This window comes from Alkalihalobacillus sp. R86527 (genome assembly GCF_042466185.1).
Taxonomy (GTDB): domain Bacteria; phylum Bacillota; class Bacilli; order Bacillales; family Guptibacillaceae; genus Guptibacillus.
In genome coordinates this window covers 482,131-506,160 of the sequence record NZ_JAXHBW010000001.1, presented here as the reverse complement: position 1 = coordinate 506,160, position 24,030 = coordinate 482,131, and the positions used below count along the sequence as shown (strand labels likewise).

The 24,030-nt window shown below is 34.0% G+C and carries 19 protein-coding genes; 1 reads left to right on the top strand and 18 read right to left on the bottom strand.

Annotated features, from left to right (window positions below; genetic code table 11):
* Positions 1–40: 40 nt before the first annotated feature.
* From SJY16_RS02650 to SJY16_RS02635, 4 genes are read right to left on the bottom strand one after another with little or no spacing between them, the layout of a single operon-like run.
* Positions 41–1,519, bottom strand: coding sequence for an Hsp70 family protein (locus SJY16_RS02650; protein ID WP_377887517.1), 1,479 nt, complete (start codon positions 1,517–1,519; stop codon positions 41–43).
* Positions 1,509–2,543 (bottom strand): nucleotide exchange factor GrpE, encoded by a 1,035-nt coding sequence (grpE, locus tag SJY16_RS02645; protein WP_377887516.1) that lies wholly within the window; start codon positions 2,541–2,543, stop codon positions 1,509–1,511. The genes SJY16_RS02650 and grpE overlap by 11 nt, the downstream gene beginning before the upstream one ends.
* 10 nt (positions 2,544–2,553) lie before the next feature.
* Positions 2,554–4,143, bottom strand: coding sequence for an Hsp70 family protein (locus SJY16_RS02640; protein ID WP_377887515.1), 1,590 nt, complete (start codon positions 4,141–4,143; stop codon positions 2,554–2,556).
* Positions 4,140–5,678, bottom strand: coding sequence for an Hsp70 family protein (locus SJY16_RS02635; RefSeq protein WP_377887514.1), 1,539 nt, complete (start codon positions 5,676–5,678; stop codon positions 4,140–4,142). Before SJY16_RS02635 ends, SJY16_RS02640 begins: the two co-directional genes overlap by 4 nt.
* 405 nt (positions 5,679–6,083) lie before the next feature.
* On the opposite strand from SJY16_RS02635, the gene SJY16_RS02630 reads away from it, so the two are divergent.
* Positions 6,084–6,284: a S8 family serine peptidase gene (locus SJY16_RS02630; protein WP_377887513.1), complete on the top strand. Its 201-nt coding sequence runs from the start codon at positions 6,084–6,086 to the stop codon at positions 6,282–6,284.
* A gap of 335 nt (positions 6,285–6,619) precedes the next feature.
* On the opposite strand, the gene SJY16_RS02625 is transcribed toward SJY16_RS02630, so the two are convergent.
* The 14 genes from SJY16_RS02625 to SJY16_RS02560 form a co-directional block, all read right to left on the bottom strand.
* The gene (locus tag SJY16_RS02625; protein ID WP_377887512.1) at positions 6,620–8,158 is read right to left on the bottom strand and encodes a YifB family Mg chelatase-like AAA ATPase; all 1,539 of its coding nucleotides are present in this window, start codon (positions 8,156–8,158) and stop codon (positions 6,620–6,622) included.
* 134 nt (positions 8,159–8,292) lie between these two features.
* Complete coding sequence (locus SJY16_RS02620) at positions 8,293–9,006, bottom strand: transposase (protein WP_377887511.1); 714 nt, start codon at positions 9,004–9,006, stop codon at positions 8,293–8,295.
* A 383-nt stretch (positions 9,007–9,389) separates the two neighbouring features.
* Complete coding sequence (locus tag SJY16_RS02615) at positions 9,390–9,950, bottom strand: DUF7686 domain-containing protein (RefSeq protein ID WP_377887510.1); 561 nt, start codon at positions 9,948–9,950, stop codon at positions 9,390–9,392.
* Between the two features lie 359 nt (positions 9,951–10,309).
* On the bottom strand, positions 10,310–11,476 hold the full coding sequence (locus tag SJY16_RS02610; RefSeq protein WP_377887509.1) for a nucleotide sugar dehydrogenase: 1,167 nt from the start codon (positions 11,474–11,476) through the stop codon (positions 10,310–10,312).
* A 125-nt stretch (positions 11,477–11,601) separates the two neighbouring features.
* Positions 11,602–12,765: a hypothetical protein gene (locus SJY16_RS02605; RefSeq protein WP_377887508.1), complete on the bottom strand. Its 1,164-nt coding sequence runs from the start codon at positions 12,763–12,765 to the stop codon at positions 11,602–11,604.
* Positions 12,766–12,853: 88 nt separating this feature from the next.
* Positions 12,854–14,398 carry a murein biosynthesis integral membrane protein MurJ gene (gene murJ, locus SJY16_RS02600; RefSeq protein ID WP_377887506.1) on the bottom strand — a complete coding sequence of 515 codons (1,545 nt, stop codon included), beginning with the start codon at positions 14,396–14,398 and terminating at the stop codon, positions 12,854–12,856.
* Positions 14,399–14,469: 71 nt separating this feature from the next.
* Complete coding sequence (locus tag SJY16_RS02595) at positions 14,470–15,732, bottom strand: phosphotransferase family protein (RefSeq protein WP_377887505.1); 1,263 nt, start codon at positions 15,730–15,732, stop codon at positions 14,470–14,472.
* Positions 15,733–15,891: 159 nt separating this feature from the next.
* The gene (locus SJY16_RS02590) at positions 15,892–17,007 is read right to left on the bottom strand and encodes a polysaccharide pyruvyl transferase family protein (RefSeq protein ID WP_377887504.1); all 1,116 of its coding nucleotides are present in this window, start codon (positions 17,005–17,007) and stop codon (positions 15,892–15,894) included.
* On the bottom strand, positions 17,004–18,179 hold the full coding sequence (locus SJY16_RS02585; RefSeq protein ID WP_377887503.1) for an O-antigen ligase family protein: 1,176 nt from the start codon (positions 18,177–18,179) through the stop codon (positions 17,004–17,006). Before SJY16_RS02585 ends, SJY16_RS02590 begins: the two co-directional genes overlap by 4 nt.
* 41 nt (positions 18,180–18,220) lie before the next feature.
* Positions 18,221–19,495 carry a glycosyltransferase family 4 protein gene (locus SJY16_RS02580; RefSeq protein WP_377887502.1) on the bottom strand — a complete coding sequence of 425 codons (1,275 nt, stop codon included), beginning with the start codon at positions 19,493–19,495 and terminating at the stop codon, positions 18,221–18,223.
* 80 nt (positions 19,496–19,575) lie between these two features.
* Positions 19,576–20,754: a glycosyltransferase gene (locus SJY16_RS02575; protein WP_377887501.1), complete on the bottom strand. Its 1,179-nt coding sequence runs from the start codon at positions 20,752–20,754 to the stop codon at positions 19,576–19,578.
* Between the two features lies 1 nt (position 20,755).
* Positions 20,756–21,880, bottom strand: coding sequence for a non-hydrolyzing UDP-N-acetylglucosamine 2-epimerase (gene wecB / locus SJY16_RS02570; RefSeq protein WP_377887500.1), 1,125 nt, complete (start codon positions 21,878–21,880; stop codon positions 20,756–20,758).
* A 3-nt stretch (positions 21,881–21,883) separates the two neighbouring features.
* Entirely contained in the window at positions 21,884–22,993 is a 1,110-nt protein-coding gene (locus SJY16_RS02565) for a capsular polysaccharide biosynthesis protein CapF (protein ID WP_377887499.1), read from the bottom strand.
* A complete protein-coding gene (locus tag SJY16_RS02560) occupies positions 22,990–24,012 on the bottom strand; it encodes a polysaccharide biosynthesis protein (RefSeq protein ID WP_377887498.1) in 1,023 nt (340 codons plus the stop codon). Before SJY16_RS02560 ends, SJY16_RS02565 begins: the two co-directional genes overlap by 4 nt.
* Positions 24,013–24,030: the final 18 nt, after the last annotated feature.

Below are 24,030 nucleotides of genomic sequence, written 5' to 3'. Positions count from 1 at the left end.
AATTACATTTTGCTAGTATATAAACACTAGCATTTAGCTTTTATGCAAGATTCAAACTTTCCATCTTTCTTATTTTACTTTCCTTTTGAACTACTGTAATCGATACAGTTTGTTGTTGATTAATTCTAAAAGTAATATCGATATCCAGTTCCCCAGCTGGTCGCTTTTCTAGACCCGTCACCTGTATCGTTCCAATCTTCATGTTGTTTTTTATATATTTTGATGATCCTTGATATACATCGATATCCAACTCTTCACAGTGATCCAGGTTGGTTGTGAACATACGGGTAGCTTCACATGGTGTTCGACGATTACTTGGAATTAATACGCTAAATCTACCATCACTTAAACCTACTCCAAGTGCATGGGCAGTAGCTGTTTTAATCTCAATCTCTTTCGACCATTGAATGCGGTCATCAAGGAAAGCCGCGTACACACTTGCCCCCTGAGCCACACATAAATCAGGATCGATATTTCCATATACTTTATTCGCATCTATTTTCTTCTCCAACAACTCATCAATCTTTGGGATTCTACTAGAACCACCTACTTTAATAACACGGTCTATATCTTGTTTTGAGAGCGAAGATTTTTCTAGAACATCATCAAGAATTAAATCCATCTTACTAAAATAATGGTTGATGCACTCTTCAAATTCTTCTCGTGTTAAATCAACTTCTATATGTTTTCCAGGGAGAATATTCGGTTTGATAATTTCAGTAAACTCTTCAAAAGATAGAATTTCTTTAGCTTCTTTAGCCGCTTCAAGTATTGATGCCTTAGCCTTCAATTGCTCCTCTTTAGAATGCTGGGTAAAGTTTAGTCCAGATTTTTTTTGAATTAAATCAGTTAGTTCATTATCAAAATCCAGTCCACCTAGGCGATCATCTCCACCTGTTGCAAGCACATCAAACGTTAGCTTATCTGGTTCATTAATTAATTTAAATATCGTTAAGTCAAAGGTTCCTCCACCAAGATCGAATACCATAATAATTTCATTATCTATGCTATCTTCTTCATGAATTCCGTAAGCAAGCGCAGCAGCAATAGGCTCCTGGATGACTCCTAGCATGTTTAAGCCAGCTAAAGAAGCCGCTTCGGCTGTATTACTTGATTGTAAGGCTGTGAAATAATAGGGAACTGTGACGACTACCCCAGCAGGATCAAATCCAGGCGTAGTTTTTTCTGCATATTCGTATACATCTTTTAAGATCATAGAAGACAATTCTATAGGAGTGAATTCCTCATTACCTAACGGAATCTTTTGATTACCATCATCCATCATTCGTTTCACACCAATTATTGCATTCACAGGGTCAACAATTGCTTTTCTTAATGCAAGATTACCTACGAGTGGCTTTGTTTGCCGTTCATCATAATAAACCACTGATGCCCAGGTGTATTCTCTTCTAGGATTTTGATAAACTTTCGGTCCTTTGTCTGTCCATCTTGCAATGGCAGAATAGGTCGTTCCTAAGTCAATGCCAAGAGCCGGCTTCTTCTCATTATCAACTCTCATCTGCTTGTGCACCTTCTTTACCGTCTTCTAGAACTTCTTCATTCATTACTTCTACATTCTTCACAACGATGACTTGAGCTGGCCGTACAATAAAAGATTGTGGTGTGTACAGTAAACCTACACGAACAACCTCTTTAATTTGCTCATTAAGAAAGCTCAGATCTTCAACGACTGCTATTGGATCGTGCTGGTTTTCATCAAATGGCTCCCCAACTTCTGGAGTAAGGAGGGTGAATGAAAATGTTTGAAAAATGTCCTTAATTCTCTGGCTAAGTAGATGATAAATCTCAAGCCAATTCCTCACTTCCTCCTTACATTCTTCACTTTCCTCACTTATATCTCTTTCCAAATCGCCCGCATGTTTTTGACCATTGTATAAGCCGTCTAAAATAGGAGCAACGCCCTTCTCCATGAAATTGAAAAACTTTTTCTCAGTCTTATGATTAATATCTTTTAACTCATTCAACACTTCTTGATTGTTACTATTTTGTTGTATCACCTCTGTATAATCCTTTGTTTCACCTGAGTTTACTAGCTCTTCGACAATTGGTTTTTGGGGTATTAACTCGTCATCCGTATTTACTTCATTCAAGTCAGAGTCTTGTTTTAAGTCTTTATTAGGCAAGGTATCTTCAGGATGAGTAGAATCATTTTCTTTCATCGTAGCTTCCTCACCTTGACCATCCGTCTTATCCATCACTTCCATATTACTTTGCTGCTGTGTTACGTAGGATGCTTCATCAAAATCAATTTGTTGTAATGGCTTTAACTTTCTCATCAATTTACTGGTAGTTTTGACAGAAAGGCGCAAACCTTCACGCCTGTTTTCCATAATTTCTTGTAAGTAGACAGGGAGGTTTTCCGGTATACTTCTTTTACCATATTGAAATTCAAATTCATCATTTAAAAGGATAACTTTATGTTCTAATTGTGCAATTCGTTTTCGCCACTCTGAGTACTTTAGAAATTCTTCTTGATATTCCTCGTCGACTCGCAATCGTTCACTATCAACTTTTTTCAACATGTCACTTCTCCTAATTCTTCTGAATTGTGATACTTTCAGATACGCTTTCCTCACCCTTAAGCCTTGCAGTTACAACTACCTCATTTGACTGATCAATTTCAAAGTTTACTAATATTCGTTGCACACCCTTGGGTGCAGGTGGAATACCAGTTAAGAAGAATTCGCCAATGCAGACACAATGATCGTCACTTACGTATTCAACCTTTTCAGTGCTCTGAAAAACAGTAATCCTCATTTCGGTTAAATTATCCTCGTATGTACTATATTCCTTCTCATTTGATATCACTGGAGACTCATTCGTTATCTCAAGGCCTTTTTCAATGATTTGATTAAAACGTCCACCACTAATTTCAATTCCGAGGTGGTGAGTCACAATATTGTTCATTTCAATTTCTGTATCTGGACGGTCGTCATCATCAGATTTATTAGTGTGCTCAAGTTTATCGGTAGGTACGCCGATACTTGCACCAAAAATAGCCGCACCTTGTGCAACAACAGTATCCGGGTCAATATTAGAATATGGTTCTTTATGGAGAAGTTCTTTGATTTTCTCACTTACAAGCGGAATTCTTGTTGACCCTCCTACTACAATCACTCTAGAAATATCACGGACTCCAAGTTTGGCGTTTTCCAATGATTTTTCTACTGTTAACATCGTCTTTTCTATTAAAGGAGTAATAGCTAGATTAAATTCTTCTCTAGTCAACTCTAAGTCTATATTATGCACCTTTCCAAATTCATCTTTAATAAAGTTCGGAATTTCAATAGAAACGATATCTATGTCAGATAGATCCTTCTTCGCTTGTTCACATGCTTCTTGAAGTTTTTGCTGTGCTTCAAGAAGATCTGAAGCAGAAATTCCTTGATCTGCCTCCAGATCAAATAAGTCTAGGTTACTCTTCTCTTTAAAATCAGCTGCAACTTTTTCTACCAGGATTAGATCAATGTCATATCCACCAAGTTGAGGATCTCCTTCTTTAGCAAGGATAGAAAAAGTAGCTGGCTCGTTCTCTTCCAGACTTTCAACTTTTAGGATAGAGACATCAAAGGTTCCTCCTCCTAAGTCATATACAAGTATCGTTTGATTACGACCAACTTCCATGCCATATGCAATAGAAGCAGCTACGGGTTCTTCTAATAAGTAAGTAACGTGCAACCCTGCTAGCTCTGCAGCTTCTCTTGTTGCCTTCTTCTTATTATCGTCGAAGTTAGCAGGCACACAAATTACTGCATAAGTCGGCGTCCCTTTCATATCTATTTCTTCTTGATTCATTACATAATCTTTTATTTTAGACACAATCTCAGCCGATATATCCTGGGGGGTATAAAACTTACCGAAAAATTCACGGTTCCAATCCGTTCCCATCTCACGCTTTATAAATGAAACAGTTTTCTCTGGCTCAATCAGTATACGACGTTTGGCAGCTTCCCCAACTTGCACATCTTCCTCTGACCGAAAACTAACGACAGATGGAATAGTAGTTTCCCTACCAAGTTTAATCATGTGGGGTTTTCCTTTCCGATAAATGGATACAGCTGAATTAGAAGTACCTAAATCGATTCCTAGTATATATGGACTATTCTTTTCAATTATAGTCATTTCATTGCCTCCTGTTTTGTAGTATCAATGGTGATTGTTTTCAACTGAAGGTCCGATCGATCAATCATATTTTTTATCTTCTTCAGATTGACTTTTTGAGTATCTATGTATTCTTGAATCAAATCTGATCCTTTCACTCTATCGATCTCTCCACTCGAAAAAGTAAGAATTCCATCTACATCTAATTCAAATAAAGCGACATTGGTAACATTGTAAGATTTTCTACTTACTGGGAGCACCAACTCTCCTAACTTGTCTTCTTGATATGGAATATCTTCCTCAGTTCTAAATACACCCATAGCGATTTCTGTCTGGTAAGGTCTGATCGTCCAACCTAATATTGATCCAGTACACGGTAATTTAGAATTCTTCCTAATCAAATGAAAAACTTTCATTCTGTCTACCTCGTCATCTAATAGGTCTACTCCAAACGAATGTGCTGTTACATCTTCTACATTGATTGGAACTGGTGTAGAATCTATATTCGGTGCTGCAAGATTTGCTGCCATGATCGCTGCACCTTGAGCAACAATTTCATCAACATTATCAGCAATAAAAGGCTGTTTGATTTTTGAGGCTACTGCTTTTTGAACAGCATGAATACGCGTAGAACCACCTACTAAAATTACTCTACTGATGTCTCTTTTAGTAAGTCCGGCGGACTTTAGAACTTCATTCAATTTATCTACAGTTTTTTGAACAAGCGAATCGATCATTTCTTCAAAGGATTCTTTACTTAATTCTTCATCTAAATGTTGTCCGTAAATATCTGGAATCGTGATGTCTGTAAATTCACTTTCAGATAACTCTTTTTTCGCTTCCTCTGCCGCTTCCTTAAGCTGCTGTCTAATCATTGAGCCTTGTACTCCCTGACTAGCATGGATTGGAAAGTTAAGTTTATCTAATAAGAAACGAACGATTTCCTCATCAAAATCGTCTCCACCTAACATCGAATCTCCATCAACTGCTAGAACTTCAAAATTATTGTGAGTCACTTTTAGAATAGAAACATCGAAGGTCCCTCCACCAAGGTCATACACCATTATCGTTTGATTACGCTCTTTCTCTAATCCATATGCTATGGCGGCTGCTGTTGGTTCAGGTAACAACCTTAATACATTAAACCCAGCAAGTTCTCCTGCTTCCTTTGTCGCTTTTCTTTGTTCATCTGTAAAATATGCGGGAATCGTAATTACTGCGTCCTTTACATCTTCTTTTAGATATTTACTAGCTTCCTCTCGAACCTTTATTAACAACTCTTTCGCCACTTCAACAGGAGTAATCTCATCACCATGAATAGAATATGTCCTATCCGTTCCAATATATCGTTTAGAAGAAGATACACTATTCATTGGGTCGATATACAACCGAGATTTGGCTGCATTACCTACTAGAATGTCGTCCTTTTTTCTGTAGGAAACGACTGAAGGCATAATCATCCTTCCTTCAAGCGGAATACTTTCAACTTTTCCCTTTCTATAAATAGCTACTGCTGTGTTACTCGTTCCTAAATCAATGCCAATAGCACGTGCCATGTTTCACTCTCCCACTTTATGTTGAGTATTTAGTCCTTTTCCATTGAGATACTTCTAGGATTAATTCCCTATATATTGCCAAATACCTGCTCTTTTCTTTAAAACACTTGATCATTTATCTAATACTTACTAACCCTTTTTAAGTATATATTTTACTTATCAGTAAATTTTTGGGATATTGTAGTATTTTGGTTGGTTTTTATATCTTTTATGAGGTATAAAATACATTCTGTTGTAGAGGCTTTCAATGTTAATGAGGGGGGTATATCCAGGGGTTACAGATCGATTTAATGACACCTAACGATCCTCAATTCCCTCAACAGTGGGGACTCCTGAAAATAAATTCTGTACGAGTGAACACCTGTATCGAGAATAGCAATATTTACTAGGGTTGAACTACATGTCATGTTCCAAAACGACTCATCCAGATTTAGTGGACAAGATTATTTAAGTCATAACTTCTCAACTTCTTTCACAGCGGAAGACATGAATGGTCACGGAACACACGTAGCAGGAATTGCAGCAGCTACAACTACAAATGACCTTGGAGTCGCTGGACAGGGGGCGAGACAGATTATCACCCCTTCTTTATCTGCAATAATTTAGCTGAAGATCATACAAATTCTAAAAGTATTCAACCAAAGAAACAGGTGAGTTAGCTCACCTGTTTCTTTATATATTTTGAATATTACTAGCAAGTGTAAACGCTAAACTAGAGTTAACAGTTTTCATCAGATAAGATTAAACAGATTTCCACAATAAGAATCAACAGTTACTGGTCAATCTAGTAACACTTTCAATATACTTAAAGCAGTTTATTGAAGGTGAGGACACAGGGACAAAAGGGACGGGACAAAAGGGACAGGTACCGCGTCCCAACATGTTATCCCCCCTTGTCCACTCCTATATATTTACAAGGGTCAAGATACCTTCCCTTTCCCTTATTTCTTCAACCCTTTTGTCATTTTCAATCTATGTACATTCTCCTCCCCTCTCTTCTGCAACTTAACTGCCTCCCATATATGACCATCAGAAATCGTTTCAGACTGCTGTATATCCGCAATCGTCCTGGCTAGTCTTAGGATCTTGATCTGTGCCCGGTTGCTTAAGTGGTGCTTTAAAGATAGCTGACGTATCATTTGATGTTGACTGTTTGATAGTAGAGTGTGTTTTGTTAATCGGTCGTAAGAGACTCTGCCATTGCATATCTGTTCTCCATATCGATTATACTGTCGTTGTCTTGTTGCTGTTACTCGTTTACGAATTAACTCTGAATTTTCCTTTTCTTTTTCCTGTTCTGCTTGCAAATCTACTGGTTTCAGGGAAAGGTGAATGTCAAATCGGTCACGGATGGGACCTGAAAGTCTATTTTGGTAAGCGGTTATTTGTTTTGTGGTACAGGTGCAGTAATGAGTGCGGGAATGCAGGAAGCCACAGGGACATGGGTTCATAGCACCTATAAGAATAAATTGAGCGGGGTAACTAACAGTCGAGTGCGCGCGGCTGATCGTCACTTTCCCGCTTTCAAGGGGTTGTCTTAACATGTCGAGTGTCTTCTTCGTGAATTCGGCTATTTCATCTAAAAACAGGACGCCTCTATGGGCAAGGGAGACTTCTCCGGGCTTCGGATTCTGTCCTCCTCCTATAATGGATACACCGGATGCAGAATGATGGGGATTTCGGAAGGGTGGCTGGCGAGAAGATACTTGACCGCAGGTATTCAGCTGATACAAACTCATTACTTCAAGGCGAGCTTCTTCTGTTAAAGGAGGCAGAATAGATGGAAAAGCTTCCGCAAGCATGCTTTTCCCGCACCCCGGAGGACCAGACATGAATAAATGATGCTCACCTGCCGCCGCAATTTCTAGTGCTCGCTTCGCATAAGTATGGCCGACGATTTTAGAAAACTCAACCGTGCTTTCTACTACAACTTCTTCTTGAATACTTGGTGCAATAAATGGAAGAAGAGTCTGGCCGGACAGGTGCTGAATCACATCATGAACAGAAGAAACATAGACAATATCCAAGCCGTTAAATTCCAGTTGGGGCAACTTCTCATCAAAAGGCATATACAACCTCTTAAGACCAAGCCTCTTCGCCGCCAATATGGCAGGCAACATGCCCTCTACCGGCTGAATGCCACCATCTAGCGATAGTGCTCCGATAAACGCAAAGTCTTCTGAGAGCTTAACGTGGATTTCATTCATACTAAGGAGTACGCCTAATGCCATAGGCAAGTCAAACAGCGGCCCATTTTTCTTCTGTTCGGCAGGAGACAAATTAATAATGATTTTTTGGTCAGTAAGTGAGTGGTTCATGGAATGCAGAGCTGCCGCTACTCTCTCCTTTGATTCTTTCACAGAAGCATCAGGCAGGCCGACAATAACGATGGCATCTATTCCATCAACTGCCTGAACCTCCACTCTCACCCTGTAGCCTTCCAAACCTCTAAGTCCAATACTGGTAACGTTCACAGACAAATCTACCCCTCCTATCCTTTAATATAGAAACCTTTTTGACCACTATCTTTGAATGATGATTTCAATAGAAATACCAAAGAGGATATGTGATACGACGATAAAAAAGTACACCTACACAAACAAATGTCCAACTTTTACGTTAACCGATCAATCACACTTTTGGAGATTCCCGTAACCCTGGAGATCTGGCGAATGGATACCCCTTTCAATTTTTTCATCTTCAACAAAACAGCATTCCGCTCTTCTCTATCCATTTGCTGGAGCATACTGCTGCTCATGACGCCAATTGAACGAAGATAGTCCCTGACCTCATCATCGGTAAGCTTTATTTTCTCGTAGATATCCAGACACCGATCTTCGTTAATCTCCTGCATAAAAAGGATAAACTGCCGACGTGCAACTTTTCTATCTACAGAGAATAAACATAACCCTCTGTCAATATCAGCAAGCTTTACTCTGCTCATATACTCATGGATACTTGTCCACTTACTGTCCCATACACTTCTTACCAAGTTTGCCTTAAGGGGATTTTGATGAATATATCGCAAAACGGTTAAAAAGTAGGCATCACTCTCCACGTTCTCACTATTAAATCTCTCCTGAAACAAATGGCCACACCGTTCATATTTCATATTGTACCAATACACATAACTTGAGCTCAGCCTCTTCATAAATATTGAAATGCTCTCATCTGTTTCCTTTACCAACAGGTGAACATGGTTATCCATCAAACAGTAGGCGTAAAGCTCGATGCCGCTTTTCTTTTTGTATCGGGCAAGGGTTAGTAAAAATTGTCCCTTATCTTCCTCATCTTCAAAAATAGTCTGTCGGTTGATACCTCTAAACACGATATGATAGACATTCGTGTTGCTTTTCTTTCTGGCTTTTCTAGGCAGGTGGAGATCACCTCTTTACGCTGGATTCTAAGAACATTTCTGGGTACTAGGATTATAGATTCCAAGGAAAGAAATAATGAAAAGAAAATAATAGGTTAATAAAAAAGTGGTGGCTGTTTAGAGGAGTACTTCTAAAAAGGGGCAGAGGAAAATGAAGCATAAAAACCAACTGAAAACTGAAGCACTTTTATTTATTAGACAATACTATAAAGAATCCTTCAACAGGTCACATTTAATTGAGATAAGAGTGGAAAGGAGAATAACGGTGGTGGTGTACTTGAGTGCTGCCAATGATTTTGGTGGCTGGTATAAAGTTTTTTCTCTCTGTTTTGCCCTTATTCCACATCATCTGTCTTATCATAGAATTTCATTTGGAACTGAAATCCTTCAAAGCTATTTACCATCTCACCTAGTTGTTCCCATGTATAAGGCTGTCCATCTATCACAATCATGGGTGTAGATGAACTCATCTCATCGTAATCAATATGTCCAACTACCTCGTCATCAATAATTGCGCTATATTTTTGACCACCAGGATATTCTCCAACCTTTGTAAACCGCTTCGCTACACCACGCTGTACTTTATCTTTCAGCTTCTCAAATAACTCCGTTTGGTTACACTCTAGCTCACCATGGACTGCAAACTGGTAACCAAATTCTGTACCTTCAGTAGCATCTATGAATATACCATTTGGATAAAGCCGCTGTTGGACCGTAAAATTCCTTCTAGTTCCTGAATGATCGTTAACTTCTATTTCTTCAGGCATAGTCTCTAACGTAACTCCTATTTCTTCAGAAATCATCTTGTTAAAACAACGATTACAAAGCCATTCCTGCCAATCATCTGTAAATAGTATTGTAGCTTCTCTATCCCGACAACGATCACACTTATTCATAAGTACCTCCTTTAATTTGATGATTTTGTTCTTACGTTTTTTTTATTATTACATAATCTAAATGGAAGTAGAATATGTAATCTCGCTAATACTGGCATCCTCATTAAAGATTTTACTGCAAATAGTAGTATAATAGCCACTATCATTGGTGATAGTGGCTCATCTATGGCACGAGTGGATCATTTTCTTGTCCTAAGTGGGTCAAAAAGATGGCAGAGATGGCTCTAATCTCTGTCCTTCTTCATCAGTATGGGGTTAAAAAGTGGCAAAACCTATGTCTATTTTAGTGGGACGCGGAACCTGTCCCTCTGTCCCTTGTCTCAGATCTCTACTTCACTTCCAATTACCCAAATTCTTAATTAATCTCTACTAAACAAATCTCTTGTGTAAACCTTATTTTGTATTTCTCTTAATTCTGTTGAAAATCTATTAGCAACTATAACATCTGAGATTGCTTTAAACTCTTCGAAATTATTAATAACTCTTGAATTAAAGAAAATTTCTTCAGTTAAAGCTGGCTCATATACAACTACTTCTATACCTTTTGCTTTAATGCGCTTCATAACACCTTGTATAGCCGATTGCCTAAAGTTATCTGAATCCATTTTCATAGTAAGTCTATATATACCTACTATTTTGGGGTTTCTCTTAATAATCATATCTGCAACATGATCTTTCCGTGTTCTATTTGCATCCACTATTGATGCCATAATATTATTTGGAACATCTGCATAGTTAGCCAATAGCTGCTTCGTGTCTTTAGGTAGGCAATAACCTCCATAGCCAAAAGAAGGGTTATTGTAATGATTTCCTATTCGTGGATCTAGCCCAACCCCATCGATAATTTGTTTTGAGTCTAATCCTCTTACTTCTGCATACGAGTCAAGTTCGTTAAAGAAAGCCACTCTCATTGCAAGGTATGTATTAGCAAAGAGTTTAACAGCCTCAGCTTCGGCTGAATTCGTGAACAAAACATTAATCTCCTCTTTATAGGCACCTTCTATTAATAAATTAGCAAACACTTTAGCTCTTTCAGATTTCTCCCCAATAACAATTCTAGATGGGTACAAGTTATCAAATAATGCCTGACCTTCTCTTAAAAACTCAGGAGAAAAAATAATATTATCACATTCAAACTTTTCTTTGATCTTTTCTGTATATCCTACCGGAACTGTTGATTTAATTACCATTACCGCTTCAGGATTAATAGACAAAACGCTTGCAATAACCGCTTCTACTGTTCGGGTATTAAAGTAGTTTTTTTCAGGATCATAATTAGTTGGAGTAGCAATTATGACATATTCAGCATCTTTAAAAGCTTTATAATTGTCAGTGGTTGCAGTTAAATTCAGTTCTTGGTTTGCTAAAAAGTCTTCTATCTCACTGTCAACAATTGGAGAACTATTGTTATTTATCATATTAACTTTTTCTTGAATAATATCCAAAGCTGTTACTTCGTTATGCTGTGCTAATAAGATTGCGTTGGACAAACCAACATAACCCGTTCCTGCAATTGTTATTTTCATAATAATCACCCTTTTAAAATCAATTTGCCCATTCAAATAAAATACAATTTATTAACAATAAAATCCAATAAATTATGCCTTTCTGTTTTCATTGCTTCAAAAGCCAATTTGTGATTTTTCTCATCTTATTGAGATTTAATTTGCTTTTTGATATCTTCTCCCCTTGTTGATGTTATCTTAGTAAGTAAGTCAATATAATAAGCTGCTTCTACTCCATTATCAGAAGAATGAATGATATTACACCTATCTCTTCTTTTAACATTTCTTATATGCTCTTCTCTTACTTCATTCTTGATATCTTTCACCCAACTATATTCTACAGTACCACTTGGTATTTCTTCCTTATTATTTTGTATGTTAAAATCTTTTTCTAACCTAGCGATGAGGGCAAGCTTAGGCAAGCCTCCACTAACCTCAGCAGGTCCTCTCCCCCAATCACCACCTCTTGTGTGCTTTGAGAAATAGAAAGATTCATCTATTGTCAAATCAATCATATCTATATTAGTAACACCCTTAGTATTTAATAGTTCCATAGTTTTATTAATTAAATTTGGATAATTTCCTTTTTCCCGAATAATAAAAACTGCAGTACCTTTTTGCCATCTCCAACCATCCTCAACATGGGATAATGCTCTTTTATATACCCAATTATTTTTTTTAGATCTACGAAAATAAATATCTAATGGAGGAAGCCAGTCATATTCATTAAGAATTTCTTCTAAAGACTCCATTGTCATTTCAAAATCACCAATATTTAATTGTTCTGCTAATACCTTTAAATAGTTTTCATAATCATGTTCGGGATATGTCTCTTGCACTGAAAGATAATTGGATCTCAATCCAGATTTAAAGCCCTTATGAAATAATACATGGTATGACAAGGAAAAGAAATATTGCTCTGGGTTTGGAATCCAAGCTCCAGATTCATGTTTTTTCCTACTTTTAAGTAGACGTTTTGCTAGAATAGGAGGATAATAAGCCATATGACGTTTCTGACTTGATTCAGGATATATGTCACACTTAATAAATTTATTATTATTATGCTTGCCCTTCTTCAAAAGTTTTTGAATCTTATATAGATCTTTATCAGCAACCAATATATCAATATCTTCCCCATCTTTGATTTCAGGCAAGGTTTCAAACCATCTCAGAACAATATATTCAATATTTTCTTTATCTAGTTTATCAATAAAAAGTTGAACATCCTTTTTAGGTATACCTTGAATTCTACGTGATACCCCTAGTTTTTTTGCAATTAGCTTCAAAACCCTTTTAAGAGTTTTTTTCATGTTACATTCACCTCGATTTTTTTTATAACAACTTACTTAACATTAATTTTAATAAAAATAACTGAATACAAACTAGAATTCATTATTTCTATCGTTCTTTTTTAATTAGACTTAAAAGCCATTTTAGTTCTTCTACTTTTAGAAAATATATTATTATTAAGTAAATTACACTACCAACGATTAAGGATATTATCATTGCTAAAATGTTCATAGAGTACATATTTAAAAAAGTATCTATTAATAAATAATATAAAAAGTGAATTACTATCCCCATCACTGAGGCTGCAATTATACACTTCATTATACAACTTATAAGATTTCCAATTCCTAACGACCCAATTTTTTTTGTTAGGCTAAATAAAAGTAAAAAAGTAATTACTGTCACCGAAATCGACGTAGCAAATGCAATTCCTTCGTGTTGCATAGAATTAATTAATATCAAGTTTAAAAAGATATTTAATAACATCACTATAAAGCTGTTAGTCATAGGTGTCCTTGTATCTTGTAATGAATAAAAAACTTTCACTAAAAATAATCTCGTTGCCATGCCACTTAGCCCTAAAGAGTAAAATACCAATGCCCCAGCAGTCATATCAGTTGCATTTGAATCAAAAGCTCCTCTTTCAAAAATTATACTAACTATCGGACCAGCTAACACTACCATTACTACAGTAGCAGGTATAGTTATTAATAAAATCGAGTTGATCCCATGTCTTATTATCTTTTTTAGCCCATGGTAGTTAATTTTATTTGCTTCCTTCGATAATATTGGAAATATAACTGTTGTAATGGCTGTTATGAAAACACCTAGCACCATTAGGTTTAACCTACTGGAGTAATCAAGTGCAGAAATACTACCATTTATTAATGTCGAAGCTAAAGTCTTATCAGCAATTTTATTCACATGACTAACTGCAACACTAATAAGAACGGGAGAAATAAGGTAAAAAATTCTTCGTACATATTTATCTTTTAGATCAATAGTGAACTTATACCGAAACCCAGTCTTTTTTAAACCGAAATTTTGTACTATTAATTGAGCCCCAACCGCAATCACACTTGCTACCATTAATCCTTTTATGCCAAACATTTTTGACATAAAAAGCAAGAAAATAATATAAGTAATATTAATTGCCCATTCGGATATAGATGTTTCTGTAAATTTTTGTTCACTTTGGAGATACCCTCTAAATACACCTACAATACCGGCAAATATAATACTTGTAAATCCTATTCTCGTTAGTAATACTGTTAATTTATACTGTTCCCCTTCAAAGCCCAAAGCTAAGACCTTAATAATATATGGTGATAGTATCCATCCAAATATTACAATAATAAATGATAATAAAAATACTATATTGAAAATGTTATTTGTGAGTTTTACTTTGCCCTTTCTTCCATCTTTCGTTTCGATCTCTGATAAAATAGGAATCATTGTTGTATTAATAGCTTGCATAAGCAATGCAGTTGCAAGTGTGACAGCAGTTAACGCAATAAAAAAAGCATCAGTCTGAGCTCCTGCTCCATATTTTGCAGCAATTAACATTTCCCTTATTAACCCTAACAACTTCCCACCAAGCGAAATAATGATAATCAATAAAATAGATTTCATCGCTTTTTTTGATTGTGACAAATTTATCCTCCGCCTAATCTGTTGTAACTTTTGTCTTTTTATTTCAAGCTAATTGTATTTCATACAAAGCTCTATAATGTATCAACTAATTCTTCAACAAATTCGATTGCCGGGCGAAAGTATTGAGAATTTTTATCTTTACTACTTACCCCCCTCAATCTATGTATCCAAATATAGATAAGAATAAAGACAAAAAATATTCTAGCGATACTTTCATCTTCATTATTTTCATATTGAAGGGAAGTGACGATATACTTTTCAAGAATTTCATTAAATGTAAACTCAAAATTACCAAAATAATACGCCATGTCCCAGCCTTTTAAAGCGATACTATAATTATTCCAGTCAAATACGTAACTTTTATTGATATAATCATGTGAAGCTAAAATGTTATTTTTGTGGAAATCATTATGACAAAAGCTATAATGTATAGCAGGGTTGAGTTTTTTATACAATTTTTTTTCGAAAATTGCATTTTTAAGTCTGTTAATCAATAATGAAGTTTCTTCAGAACCATTTGTTCTTTTTAATACATGGTTAATTTCACTAAAAATTTCCATGTTAATTATTTTTTTATGGACTAACCTGGCAACATATTTATCATTATTCAATAATTTTTTATCAATAAATTTTTTAGCTTTCTCATAAGATATTGTTTCTATTATATTATTAATTTTTAATATTTCAGTTAGATTACTATTATTGGGTTTATGCCCAGAGATTTTTTCATAGGTTAGAAGTGTAATCCCATTATTACTTATGTTTGAAAAGCCAATTGCTTTCGGAGCTACATGCGTTAATTGAGGAAACTCTCTACAAATTTCCGAGTAAAAAAACTGCTCTCTATTTATTCTATTAGTATTTTTATCACAAACTATTTTCGTAATAAAAATATAAGATATACCTGCTTCATCAGTATAGTTATGTTCAATAAAACCTAGATTGGAATGCCCTCCAAGATAGATATAATTTGACTTAACTCGCTCTAAACTTGAAAATATATTATTACTGACGATATCTACAATTTCATTAACATTTCTCCCAGTATTTAAAACTAAGCAACTTTCCATATAATTCCTTGCATCTTTATATCTTTCTGCATAAAAACTACAAAACGCCATTTTTTTTAGAAAAGCACTATCATTTCGCTTATTTATAACCATTTTTTTTCCCACTTCTACAGCTTCACTATATCTATGAGATTCTAATAAACTATTGAACTTCTGCATTTCTCTTTCTGTGAAGTTGCTAATAAGTTTATATACATTCCTCTTTATAACATCAACATATTCACCCTTTTTAACGAGACCTTTTATCTTGTATAAAATATACATCTTTGTACTCCTTTTATTCAAACTCGATTTGAACAATAACAATTTAAGGTTATATTTATCAGACATCATTTTCATTATGAATTTTTAGAATTATTAATCTGCCCATCGATTACTTATTAATTAGTGGATATTTCATCCTGAAATATCCACTAATTTCAATTATATACTTTTCTTGTTATTTTTAGGAATTTCAATCACTTCTGATAGATAGTCCAATGCTATCGACCTTTCAGATTCTAATATTTTATGAACCTGAGAATAGTTAATGTCTTCAACTTTATCAAAATTATAAATATCTGTTATATGCCTAGCGTTAAGTTCAAATTTATTAAGAATGTTCTCTAGCCTTGAGTTTACTTTAGCCGGTTCAGGTAAGTATTGCATAAAGAAATCTTTCTGGAAATTAATCGAGAATGCAACGCCATGGAATGAATTTGTGACAATACAATTGGCATTTAAGAAAAGAGCAATCCACTCATCAACACTAATTTTACTTCTATTCTCCATCCCAGATCTTTTATATAAACGATCATTAATATATATTATTTTCAGGTCTCTTTTTTTGGCTATTTCCTTTGCTAAAGAAAGTATGCTTTTAGACTCCGCAATAACATAAAGCAATAAATACTCTTGGTCTTCTGAAGTTTCATGACTAATTTCAGACCATTCAGTCTTATTTAAAAGCATAGTAGGATCTAATACAACAAGGGGGTCTATACTTAGCAATTCATTAAGAATTTGTGCTCCTTGTTCTTCCCGCAATGAAATATTCTCAAAATCCTTAAGCATATCAGTATACTCTTTTTTGTATTCAGTTGGTATGCTCTCCACACCGAAACTAGCTGCATAGGAATGCTTTTTTTCTTTTTTATCAACAAAATCCAAAAAATAACTTTTGTCAAATCCAGCAGTTAGATAACTCCAAACCTGATCACTTCCGGTGATAAATTTGTCATAACGTTCCTTGCTATTCTCTAACTGTCCTTTATCTTCATATATTATTGAACTAGTTTTTAGATGATTATTTGTGAAAAGATCAAAATTATCTCGGTTGTTTTTAACTCTACCGTTTTTTATTACAATAGCTGCCATCTTTTTTATGCTTGGTAATGTTTTAAGCGTAATAGGTTGGTAATATTTTTCAATATGTGGACTTCTATAATCAATTACCTCACATTCCGCTCCCAACTTCTCCACACTTTGTTGTAAAGCGTACGCTTGAAGTATAGCACCAAAATTTTGTGCTCGATGAAAAGTTAGTATCCCACACTTCATATAACTTCCTCCTTATTAAAACCCTTTTCATAATCAGAAATAATAAAACTCCAAAATAGACATAAATAACCAATGTAAGTAGGTATAAATATTAATTGACTAAATAAAGAAAGAACAAAAAAAAGACTAATAGATGCATTAAAAACTGCTGAGTATCTATATTTATTTCTAATAAACTTTATAGCAAGGTGAATTAAATATCCATAAATAAATAAGTATATAAATAAGCCACCTATACCATAGCTCCATAGCATTTCTACAAAGTCATTATGAGATGCAAACCCACCTGTAACTTCTGAAGAAGTAAAAACACCATGCCCAAAGATAACATCATAAAATCCACTTGTTTTAATTTGATATATCATTATGCTTAATATTTCTAATCTACCTGATCCGCCGTCATCAGTTATAGACTCAAACCTATTGAAAATATTAGTATCATTAAATAAGGAAATGAATATATTTACAATATAGATTATTATCATTAGAACTGCTAGTGTAATGGCCTTTCTTGTTTTGCTAAATTGTTTCTTAATGGAACTACTATTTTGTGTAATTAAATACACTAATAATGCTACTACAATTGCAATAAATGCTGCTCTTTTCATAGAAAATAAGATAGATGTTATAACCAGCATGATTCCTATATTCCTAATACTAGACTTCCTAATAAGTAATAAAAATGGAAAAAGTAAAACTTGATAATAAATAGAATTGGTTACCATCCCATAATCTACATTTGCAACTAATCTTACAAATGAATACAAAATAAAATATACTAACAACATTATGAACTGGTTTTTTTTAATTTCGCCTATAATATCTATGCTTCTATTTTTTTTAAAAATAGCATAGCTACTCAAGAATATTATTGGAAAAAATAAACTGGTCATTAAATCTGTTAAATTAAATTGACCTAAATATATATTCATACAAAAAATAAATATGAAATATCCTAAAAACACAGAATAGACTTTGCTTAGTTCCTGTTTTATAAAAACCATTTCAAAAATACCAAAAAAAGCAAAGGTACATAAAATTATTGTGGTGATTAAACGTATATTGTCATTTGCGAAAGGTAGTTGATAAACTTTGGCGACATAAAGCACTAAATATATATTTAATGAATTAAGTAAAATCCAAAATTTTATTTTATTAATATTCAATATCATATAACATCACCAAAATATTATAATAAATTCCCTTGATTTTCTTAATCAAATTCGCACTCCATAATTTGCTTCATCGCATTACCAATATTCTTATTATATTGTCCCCATGTATATCTTTGAGCAGTTTCACTAGCATTTTTACTCATTGCAGATAACTTATCCCTGTTTGTATTGAACCATTGTAATTTTTCAATAATCTCTTGAGTACTCCCACTAGTTATGACAAATCCGTTGTAGCCATTAATTATCAAATCGCTTGCTCCTGCATTGCTTGAACATATTACAGGTACTCCACAAGCTAATGCCTCTAAAACTGACAATCCAAATCCATCTGCTAATGAAGGAAAAACTAATATATCAGAATTACTATATATATCCATTACTTTATCTTTTGTAACATGCCCTTCAAAATCGCATAATTCTTTATAAAAATTGTAATAGAGATTTTTATCATTATAAGATCCTAAAAATTTAAATGAAAAATCATTTAAATTAAGTCTACTGATTGCATTAAATAAGTGATTAGCGCCCTTCTTTTGTGTAACCCTACCAACGTACACACATTTTAATTTTTCATTATCTTTTTTATTTATTTCTTTATAGAAATTTTGTTCATTTTCTATTCCATAAGGACATTTGAAAATTTTACTTCGGTTAATGTTATCGTAAAGCAATGACCGTTCACTAAAGGTAGAAGCAACCAAAAAGTAGTCAGCAAGCTTAATTTCAGTCCTACTGTTTTTCAAGATTTTTTTATATAAAGGTGAGTTTAACTCATTTTTTAATGCGACACATTCATTGTTATTACTTCTATTTATATCTTCCTTAAATATTTTTTCCATATATGAAAGGTTAGGTGCAGACATATCAATAATCTTTGTCATATTTGGAGCTCTTTTATTCAATAGTTCAACTGCTGAACCCGCTACAGTATCGAACATTATGATAGCATCAACATTGTTTTTAATTGCATATTTTACTAGTTTCTTATTAAATAACTTGACTATAATCTGATTCCATCGCGAGTATAAGAGCTTACTTTTATCAATACGTTGTAATAAAAGCAAAATCAGACTTTCTATTTCACAGAATTGAATCACTTCATTATCCTCTAGTTTTTTACTTCTACGACTATTTGCTCTTTTTAAATTATCCCCTTTGAGAACCTTGGTAATCATAGATGTTAATGTGTTTTGTTTTTGATAAACAGTTGTAATATACTTAAATAAATAGCCTGAATTTTTCAATGCCTCTGCTGTCCTGAAAGAATGTTGTTGAGCAGGGTGTGCAACAATTACTTTAAATTGATCTCCCATTTTTACATCCCCTAATTTTAAATTCCTAACTTATAAATGTTCCCTCTTTATTTTGAAGGTAGTATATATGAATTATGATATTACGATTCAACATCTTGATTGCTTGGCAAAGGGATACTTAGAAGATTTTCATAAGCGTTTAGTTTATTATCGGTATTTGATTTTAATTTTCCATAATCAAAAGATTTTAGTGACATATTCTTATATTCAGAGTGATTGTAGTTCACACATTGCTGTAGTACTTCAACAAATTTATTTTCAGCAGAAAGATTAATATCCCATCCAATTCCTTCTTCTTCCAACCCTCTCCAAGGAGTTTGATCACTGATAATAACAGGGCATCCTCCAATTAATGCTTCAGAAATCACATGTCCAAAATTTTCACCTAAAGTGGGGAAAATAAAAAAATGATGTTCTCTAAACACATCTATTATATCATCATGATCTAATAATCCTTGATAAGAAACTTTTATGTTTGTAGGTAACTCTTTAATTATTTTTTCGCATTGGAACCAATATGCTTTATCTTCCAAAGGACCAAATATGTTAAACTCAACAATTCCTTCAATTTCTTTTAAAAACTCTATCGCTTTTTTCAAGTTTTTTTTCGGATGAACTCTTGAAATAAACACTAATTTGAGTTCACCCTTTATTTTATCAAGGGTTTTATCAAAGTTTAGTTCCTCATAGTTTGCAGTTAAATTATTTGCAACAGTAATTTTTTCTTCAGACCCAAATACTGACTCTATATCTTTTTTTTCGCTTTCAGCAGTAGCATGCCATATTATACCTTTATAAAACCTTAAAGCTTTTGTTACATTTAAATATATAGTTTTTCTTTTGTTTTTTAACCCAAGAGCACCTGGCGAAAACTGCCCCCTTGGTGCTAAAATAATTGGTTTACTAGATATTTTTTTCAATTTCCTCAATAATATGGGAATTGTGCTGGATTTATAGGAGAAAAAACTATTTAAATATATAACATCATACTCGACACTATTAAATATACTTATTGTTTTTTTCCATGTCAGTTTTGATATATCAGTATAATAAACATTTGCATTGCCAACTTTAACCCATTTATTGGTTTCAATATTTCTAAAGGGTTTATCATCACCTAAATCTCTATCTGCTGCTACTATATAAAAGTCCACCTTCGTTGAAAAATTATCTACTAAATTCTTAATTGATTGTATTGGTCCACCACCTTTTATACTTGGAACATAATAGCCAGCCATAATTAGAACTTTTTTTCCCATGCTATTTCCCCCAAACAACTCTATTCACATAGTCGGTGTAGGATATAATAATCCTTAATACTTTTTCCGATACATTAGACATAGTATAATCTTCGACATGTCTTAAAGTATCATTTTTTTGTACCTCTAAAACCTTAAGTCCTTGTAATATTCTTTCTTTTCTTAGCCCTACCATAATCACTGAAGATTCCTCCATAGCTTCTGGCCTTTCATGGACCTCTCTGATATTTAAAGCTTTAAAACCTAAAATTGAAGATTCCTCACTGATAGTCCCACTATCACTAAGTACAGCTTTTGCTTTAAGCTGAAGTCTGACATAATCATTAAAACCTAAAGGATTTACAGTTTTTATCATCGAATTAAAGTGCACACCCTTAGCATTAATCATATTTCTAGTTCGAGGATGAGTACTAACAATTACAGGTATCTTATACTTTTCCGCGATAGAATTTAGGCTATCAACTATATTTAGGAAATTAATTTCCGAGTTAATATTTTCTTCTCTATGGACTGAGACTACAAAATATTCTCCTTCTTCTAGTTCTAACCTTTCTAGCACTTCTGATTTATCGATATCATTTTTTCTAGAGTTAAGAACTTCAAACATCGGACTACCCGTCTTTATAATTCTATCAGCAGGTATACCTTCTCTTAATAGATATTCTCTTGCAATATCACTATAAGTTAAATTGATATCAGCTGTATGATCAACAATTTTTCGATTCGTTTCTTCTGGAACTCTTTGATCAAAACATCTGTTTCCCGCTTCCATATGAAAAATAGGAATATGTCTTCTTTTGGCAGCAATTGCACATAAACAACTATTTGTATCTCCAAGTATTAAGAAAGAATCGGGTTTAACTTCTGCCATAATAGGATCAATCTTGACTAGTATGTTGCCAATGGTTTCTACTGCACTTCCAGTAGCTGCATTAAGGAAGTAGTCTGGCTTTTTTAGATTAAAATCATTAAAAAACACTTCATTAAGTTCATAATCATAATTTTGTCCTGTGTGCACAAGAATATGTTCAATGGCTTCTGATTCTTCTAATTTATTAATCACAGCAGACAATCTGATAATTTCTGGTCTAGTTCCGATAACTGTCATTACTTTTAATTTTTTCACAAATTAAACCTCCAAGTAATATGTGTCAGGCTTCTCAGGGTTAAAGAGTTCATTCGCCCACATGATTGTGACCATATCACCTTCACCGAGATTCTCAATATTATGAGTATAACCAGTAGGAATATCTACTACTTCCATCTTGTCTCCACTAACAAAGTATTCAATAACTTTATCCGTATCAATCTTCCTAAAACGGATAACACCTGTACCACTCACTACTAGAAATTTTTCATTCTTAGTATGGTGCCAGTGATTGCCTTTTGTAATTCCTGGTTTAGATACATTTATAGATACTTGCCCTCTGTCTGGAGTCTTAAGAAATTCTGTGAAAGAGCCTCTTTGATCGACATTCATTTTAAGATCATAACTGAAACTATTTTCAGGTAAATAGCTTAGATATGTACTATATAACTTTTTAGTTAATCCATTTGCCTTATCAGGAATTGAACGTTCTTCTCGACTATTTCTGAATGACTGAATTAAATCTACAAGATATCCTAAAGAAGTACTATGAACCCTAGACACTGCGCAATAGTTGCCTTTAGAGTTTTCGTTCCCCTCTAATGCATTTATTAGCTCTTCTAATACATCATCAATATAAGCTAAATTTATTTTTACGCTTGGGTCATTAACTTGAATAGGTAAATCCCGAGCAATATTATGACAGAATGTTGCTACAGCACTATTATAATTTGGCTTACACCATTTTCCGAAAATATTCGGGAAACGATAAACTAGTATTTTAGCTCCCGTTTCTTTACTATATTCAAAGAGTACATCCTCTCCAGCTTTCTTACTGTTACCATAAGGATTATCTTTTTCAGCTTGGATTGAAGATGCCAGCATAACTGGACATGCATTATCATTCTCTTTTAAAGTAGCTAGTAGAGTTGAAGTGAATTCATAATTCCCTTCCATAAATTCAGCTTGTTCTTTCGGTCGATTAATGCCTGCAAGATGGAAAACAAAATCTGCTTCTTTGCAATATTTATTTAAAAGAGATTGTTCAGTATCCCTTGTGTATTCCAAAATATCATTATAGTTTCGGTTTCGAAGTTCAGCTATTAGATTTTTACCGATAAATCCATTTGCCCCCGTAACTAAAATCTTCATACGTATACCCAACCTTTCAACTCTTGATTAACGTAATCTAACGTTAGAAGTCTCTCCTTAATTTGATCAATGTTTAATCTTTCAGTGTTATGAGAATTATATTCTTCTTCGGAAGATAATTTTTGATCGCCTTCTTCAAAATACTTTTCATAGTTTAAATCTCTCTTATCAGCAGGCACTCTATAAAAGCCACCCATATCTTCTGCCACGACATGTTCTTCTCTAGTAAGTAGCGTTTCATATTGCTTTTCTCCATGCCGTGTACCAATCACTTTTATTTCACTCTCTGAGTCAAATAATTCTTTTAAAGCTTGCGCCAAGTCACCAATAGTAGAAGCGGGTGCTTTTTGAACCATAATATCTCCAGCTTCAGCATTATTAAATGCGAAAACAACTAATTCTACCGCTTCTTCTAAGCTCATTAAGAATCTTGTCATATATGGATCTGTAACAGACAACGGCTGTCCTTTTTTGATCTGATCAATAAATAAAGGAATGACAGATCCTCTTGAAGCCATAACATTTCCGTATCGCGTTCCACAGATAAGAGTTCTGTCCGGATCTATTGTCTTTGCCTTAGATACAAATACTTTCTCCATCATAGCTTTGGATATGCCCATAGCGTTTATTGGATAGGCAGCTTTATCAGTGGACAAACAAATTACTTTTTCTATTCCAATTTCTATAGCTCCAGTTAGAACGTTATCAGTCCCTACGACATTCGTCTTTACTGCTTCCATTGGGAAAAATTCGCAAGAAGGAACTTGTTTTAATGCTGCAGCATGAAATACATAATCTACACCATGCATAGCATTTTTAACACTCGCCAAATCACGAACATCTCCAATATAAAATTTAAGCTTTTCATTCTTATAACGCTTACGCATATCATCCTGTTTTTTCTCATCACGCGAAAAAATTCTTATTTCCTTGATATTTGTATCAAGAAATCTTTCCATTACAGCATTACCAAAAGAACCAGTTCCACCTGTTATAAGTAACGTTTTATTTTTAAACATTTATACACCTCTGCTGTA

Bases quoted from the DNA above. Each gene is read 5' to 3' on its own strand.
- SJY16_RS02650 (WP_377887517.1), bottom strand. From the start codon at position 1,519: ATGAGAGTTGATAATGAGAAGAAGCCGGCTCTTGGCATTGACTTAGGA.
- grpE (WP_377887516.1), bottom strand. From the start codon at position 2,543: ATGTTGAAAAAAGTTGATAGTGAACGATTGCGAGTCGACGAGGAATAT.
- SJY16_RS02640 (WP_377887515.1), bottom strand. From the start codon at position 4,143: ATGACTATAATTGAAAAGAATAGTCCATATATACTAGGAATCGATTTA.
- SJY16_RS02635 (WP_377887514.1), bottom strand. From the start codon at position 5,678: ATGGCACGTGCTATTGGCATTGATTTAGGAACGAGTAACACAGCAGTA.
- SJY16_RS02630 (WP_377887513.1), top strand. From the start codon at position 6,084: ATGTTCCAAAACGACTCATCCAGATTTAGTGGACAAGATTATTTAAGT.
- SJY16_RS02615 (WP_377887510.1), bottom strand. From the start codon at position 9,950: ATGAATAAGTGTGATCGTTGTCGGGATAGAGAAGCTACAATACTATTT.
- SJY16_RS02610 (WP_377887509.1), bottom strand. From the start codon at position 11,476: ATGAAAATAACAATTGCAGGAACGGGTTATGTTGGTTTGTCCAACGCA.
- SJY16_RS02605 (WP_377887508.1), bottom strand. From the start codon at position 12,765: ATGAAAAAAACTCTTAAAAGGGTTTTGAAGCTAATTGCAAAAAAACTA.
- SJY16_RS02595 (WP_377887505.1), bottom strand. From the start codon at position 15,732: ATGTATATTTTATACAAGATAAAAGGTCTCGTTAAAAAGGGTGAATAT.
- SJY16_RS02590 (WP_377887504.1), bottom strand. From the start codon at position 17,007: ATGAAGTGTGGGATACTAACTTTTCATCGAGCACAAAATTTTGGTGCT.
- SJY16_RS02585 (WP_377887503.1), bottom strand. From the start codon at position 18,179: ATGATATTGAATATTAATAAAATAAAATTTTGGATTTTACTTAATTCA.
- SJY16_RS02580 (WP_377887502.1), bottom strand. From the start codon at position 19,495: ATGGGAGATCAATTTAAAGTAATTGTTGCACACCCTGCTCAACAACAT.
- SJY16_RS02575 (WP_377887501.1), bottom strand. From the start codon at position 20,754: ATGGGAAAAAAAGTTCTAATTATGGCTGGCTATTATGTTCCAAGTATA.
- SJY16_RS02565 (WP_377887499.1), bottom strand. From the start codon at position 22,993: ATGAAGATTTTAGTTACGGGGGCAAATGGATTTATCGGTAAAAATCTA.
- SJY16_RS02560 (WP_377887498.1), bottom strand. From the start codon at position 24,012: ATGTTTAAAAATAAAACGTTACTTATAACAGGTGGAACTGGTTCTTTT.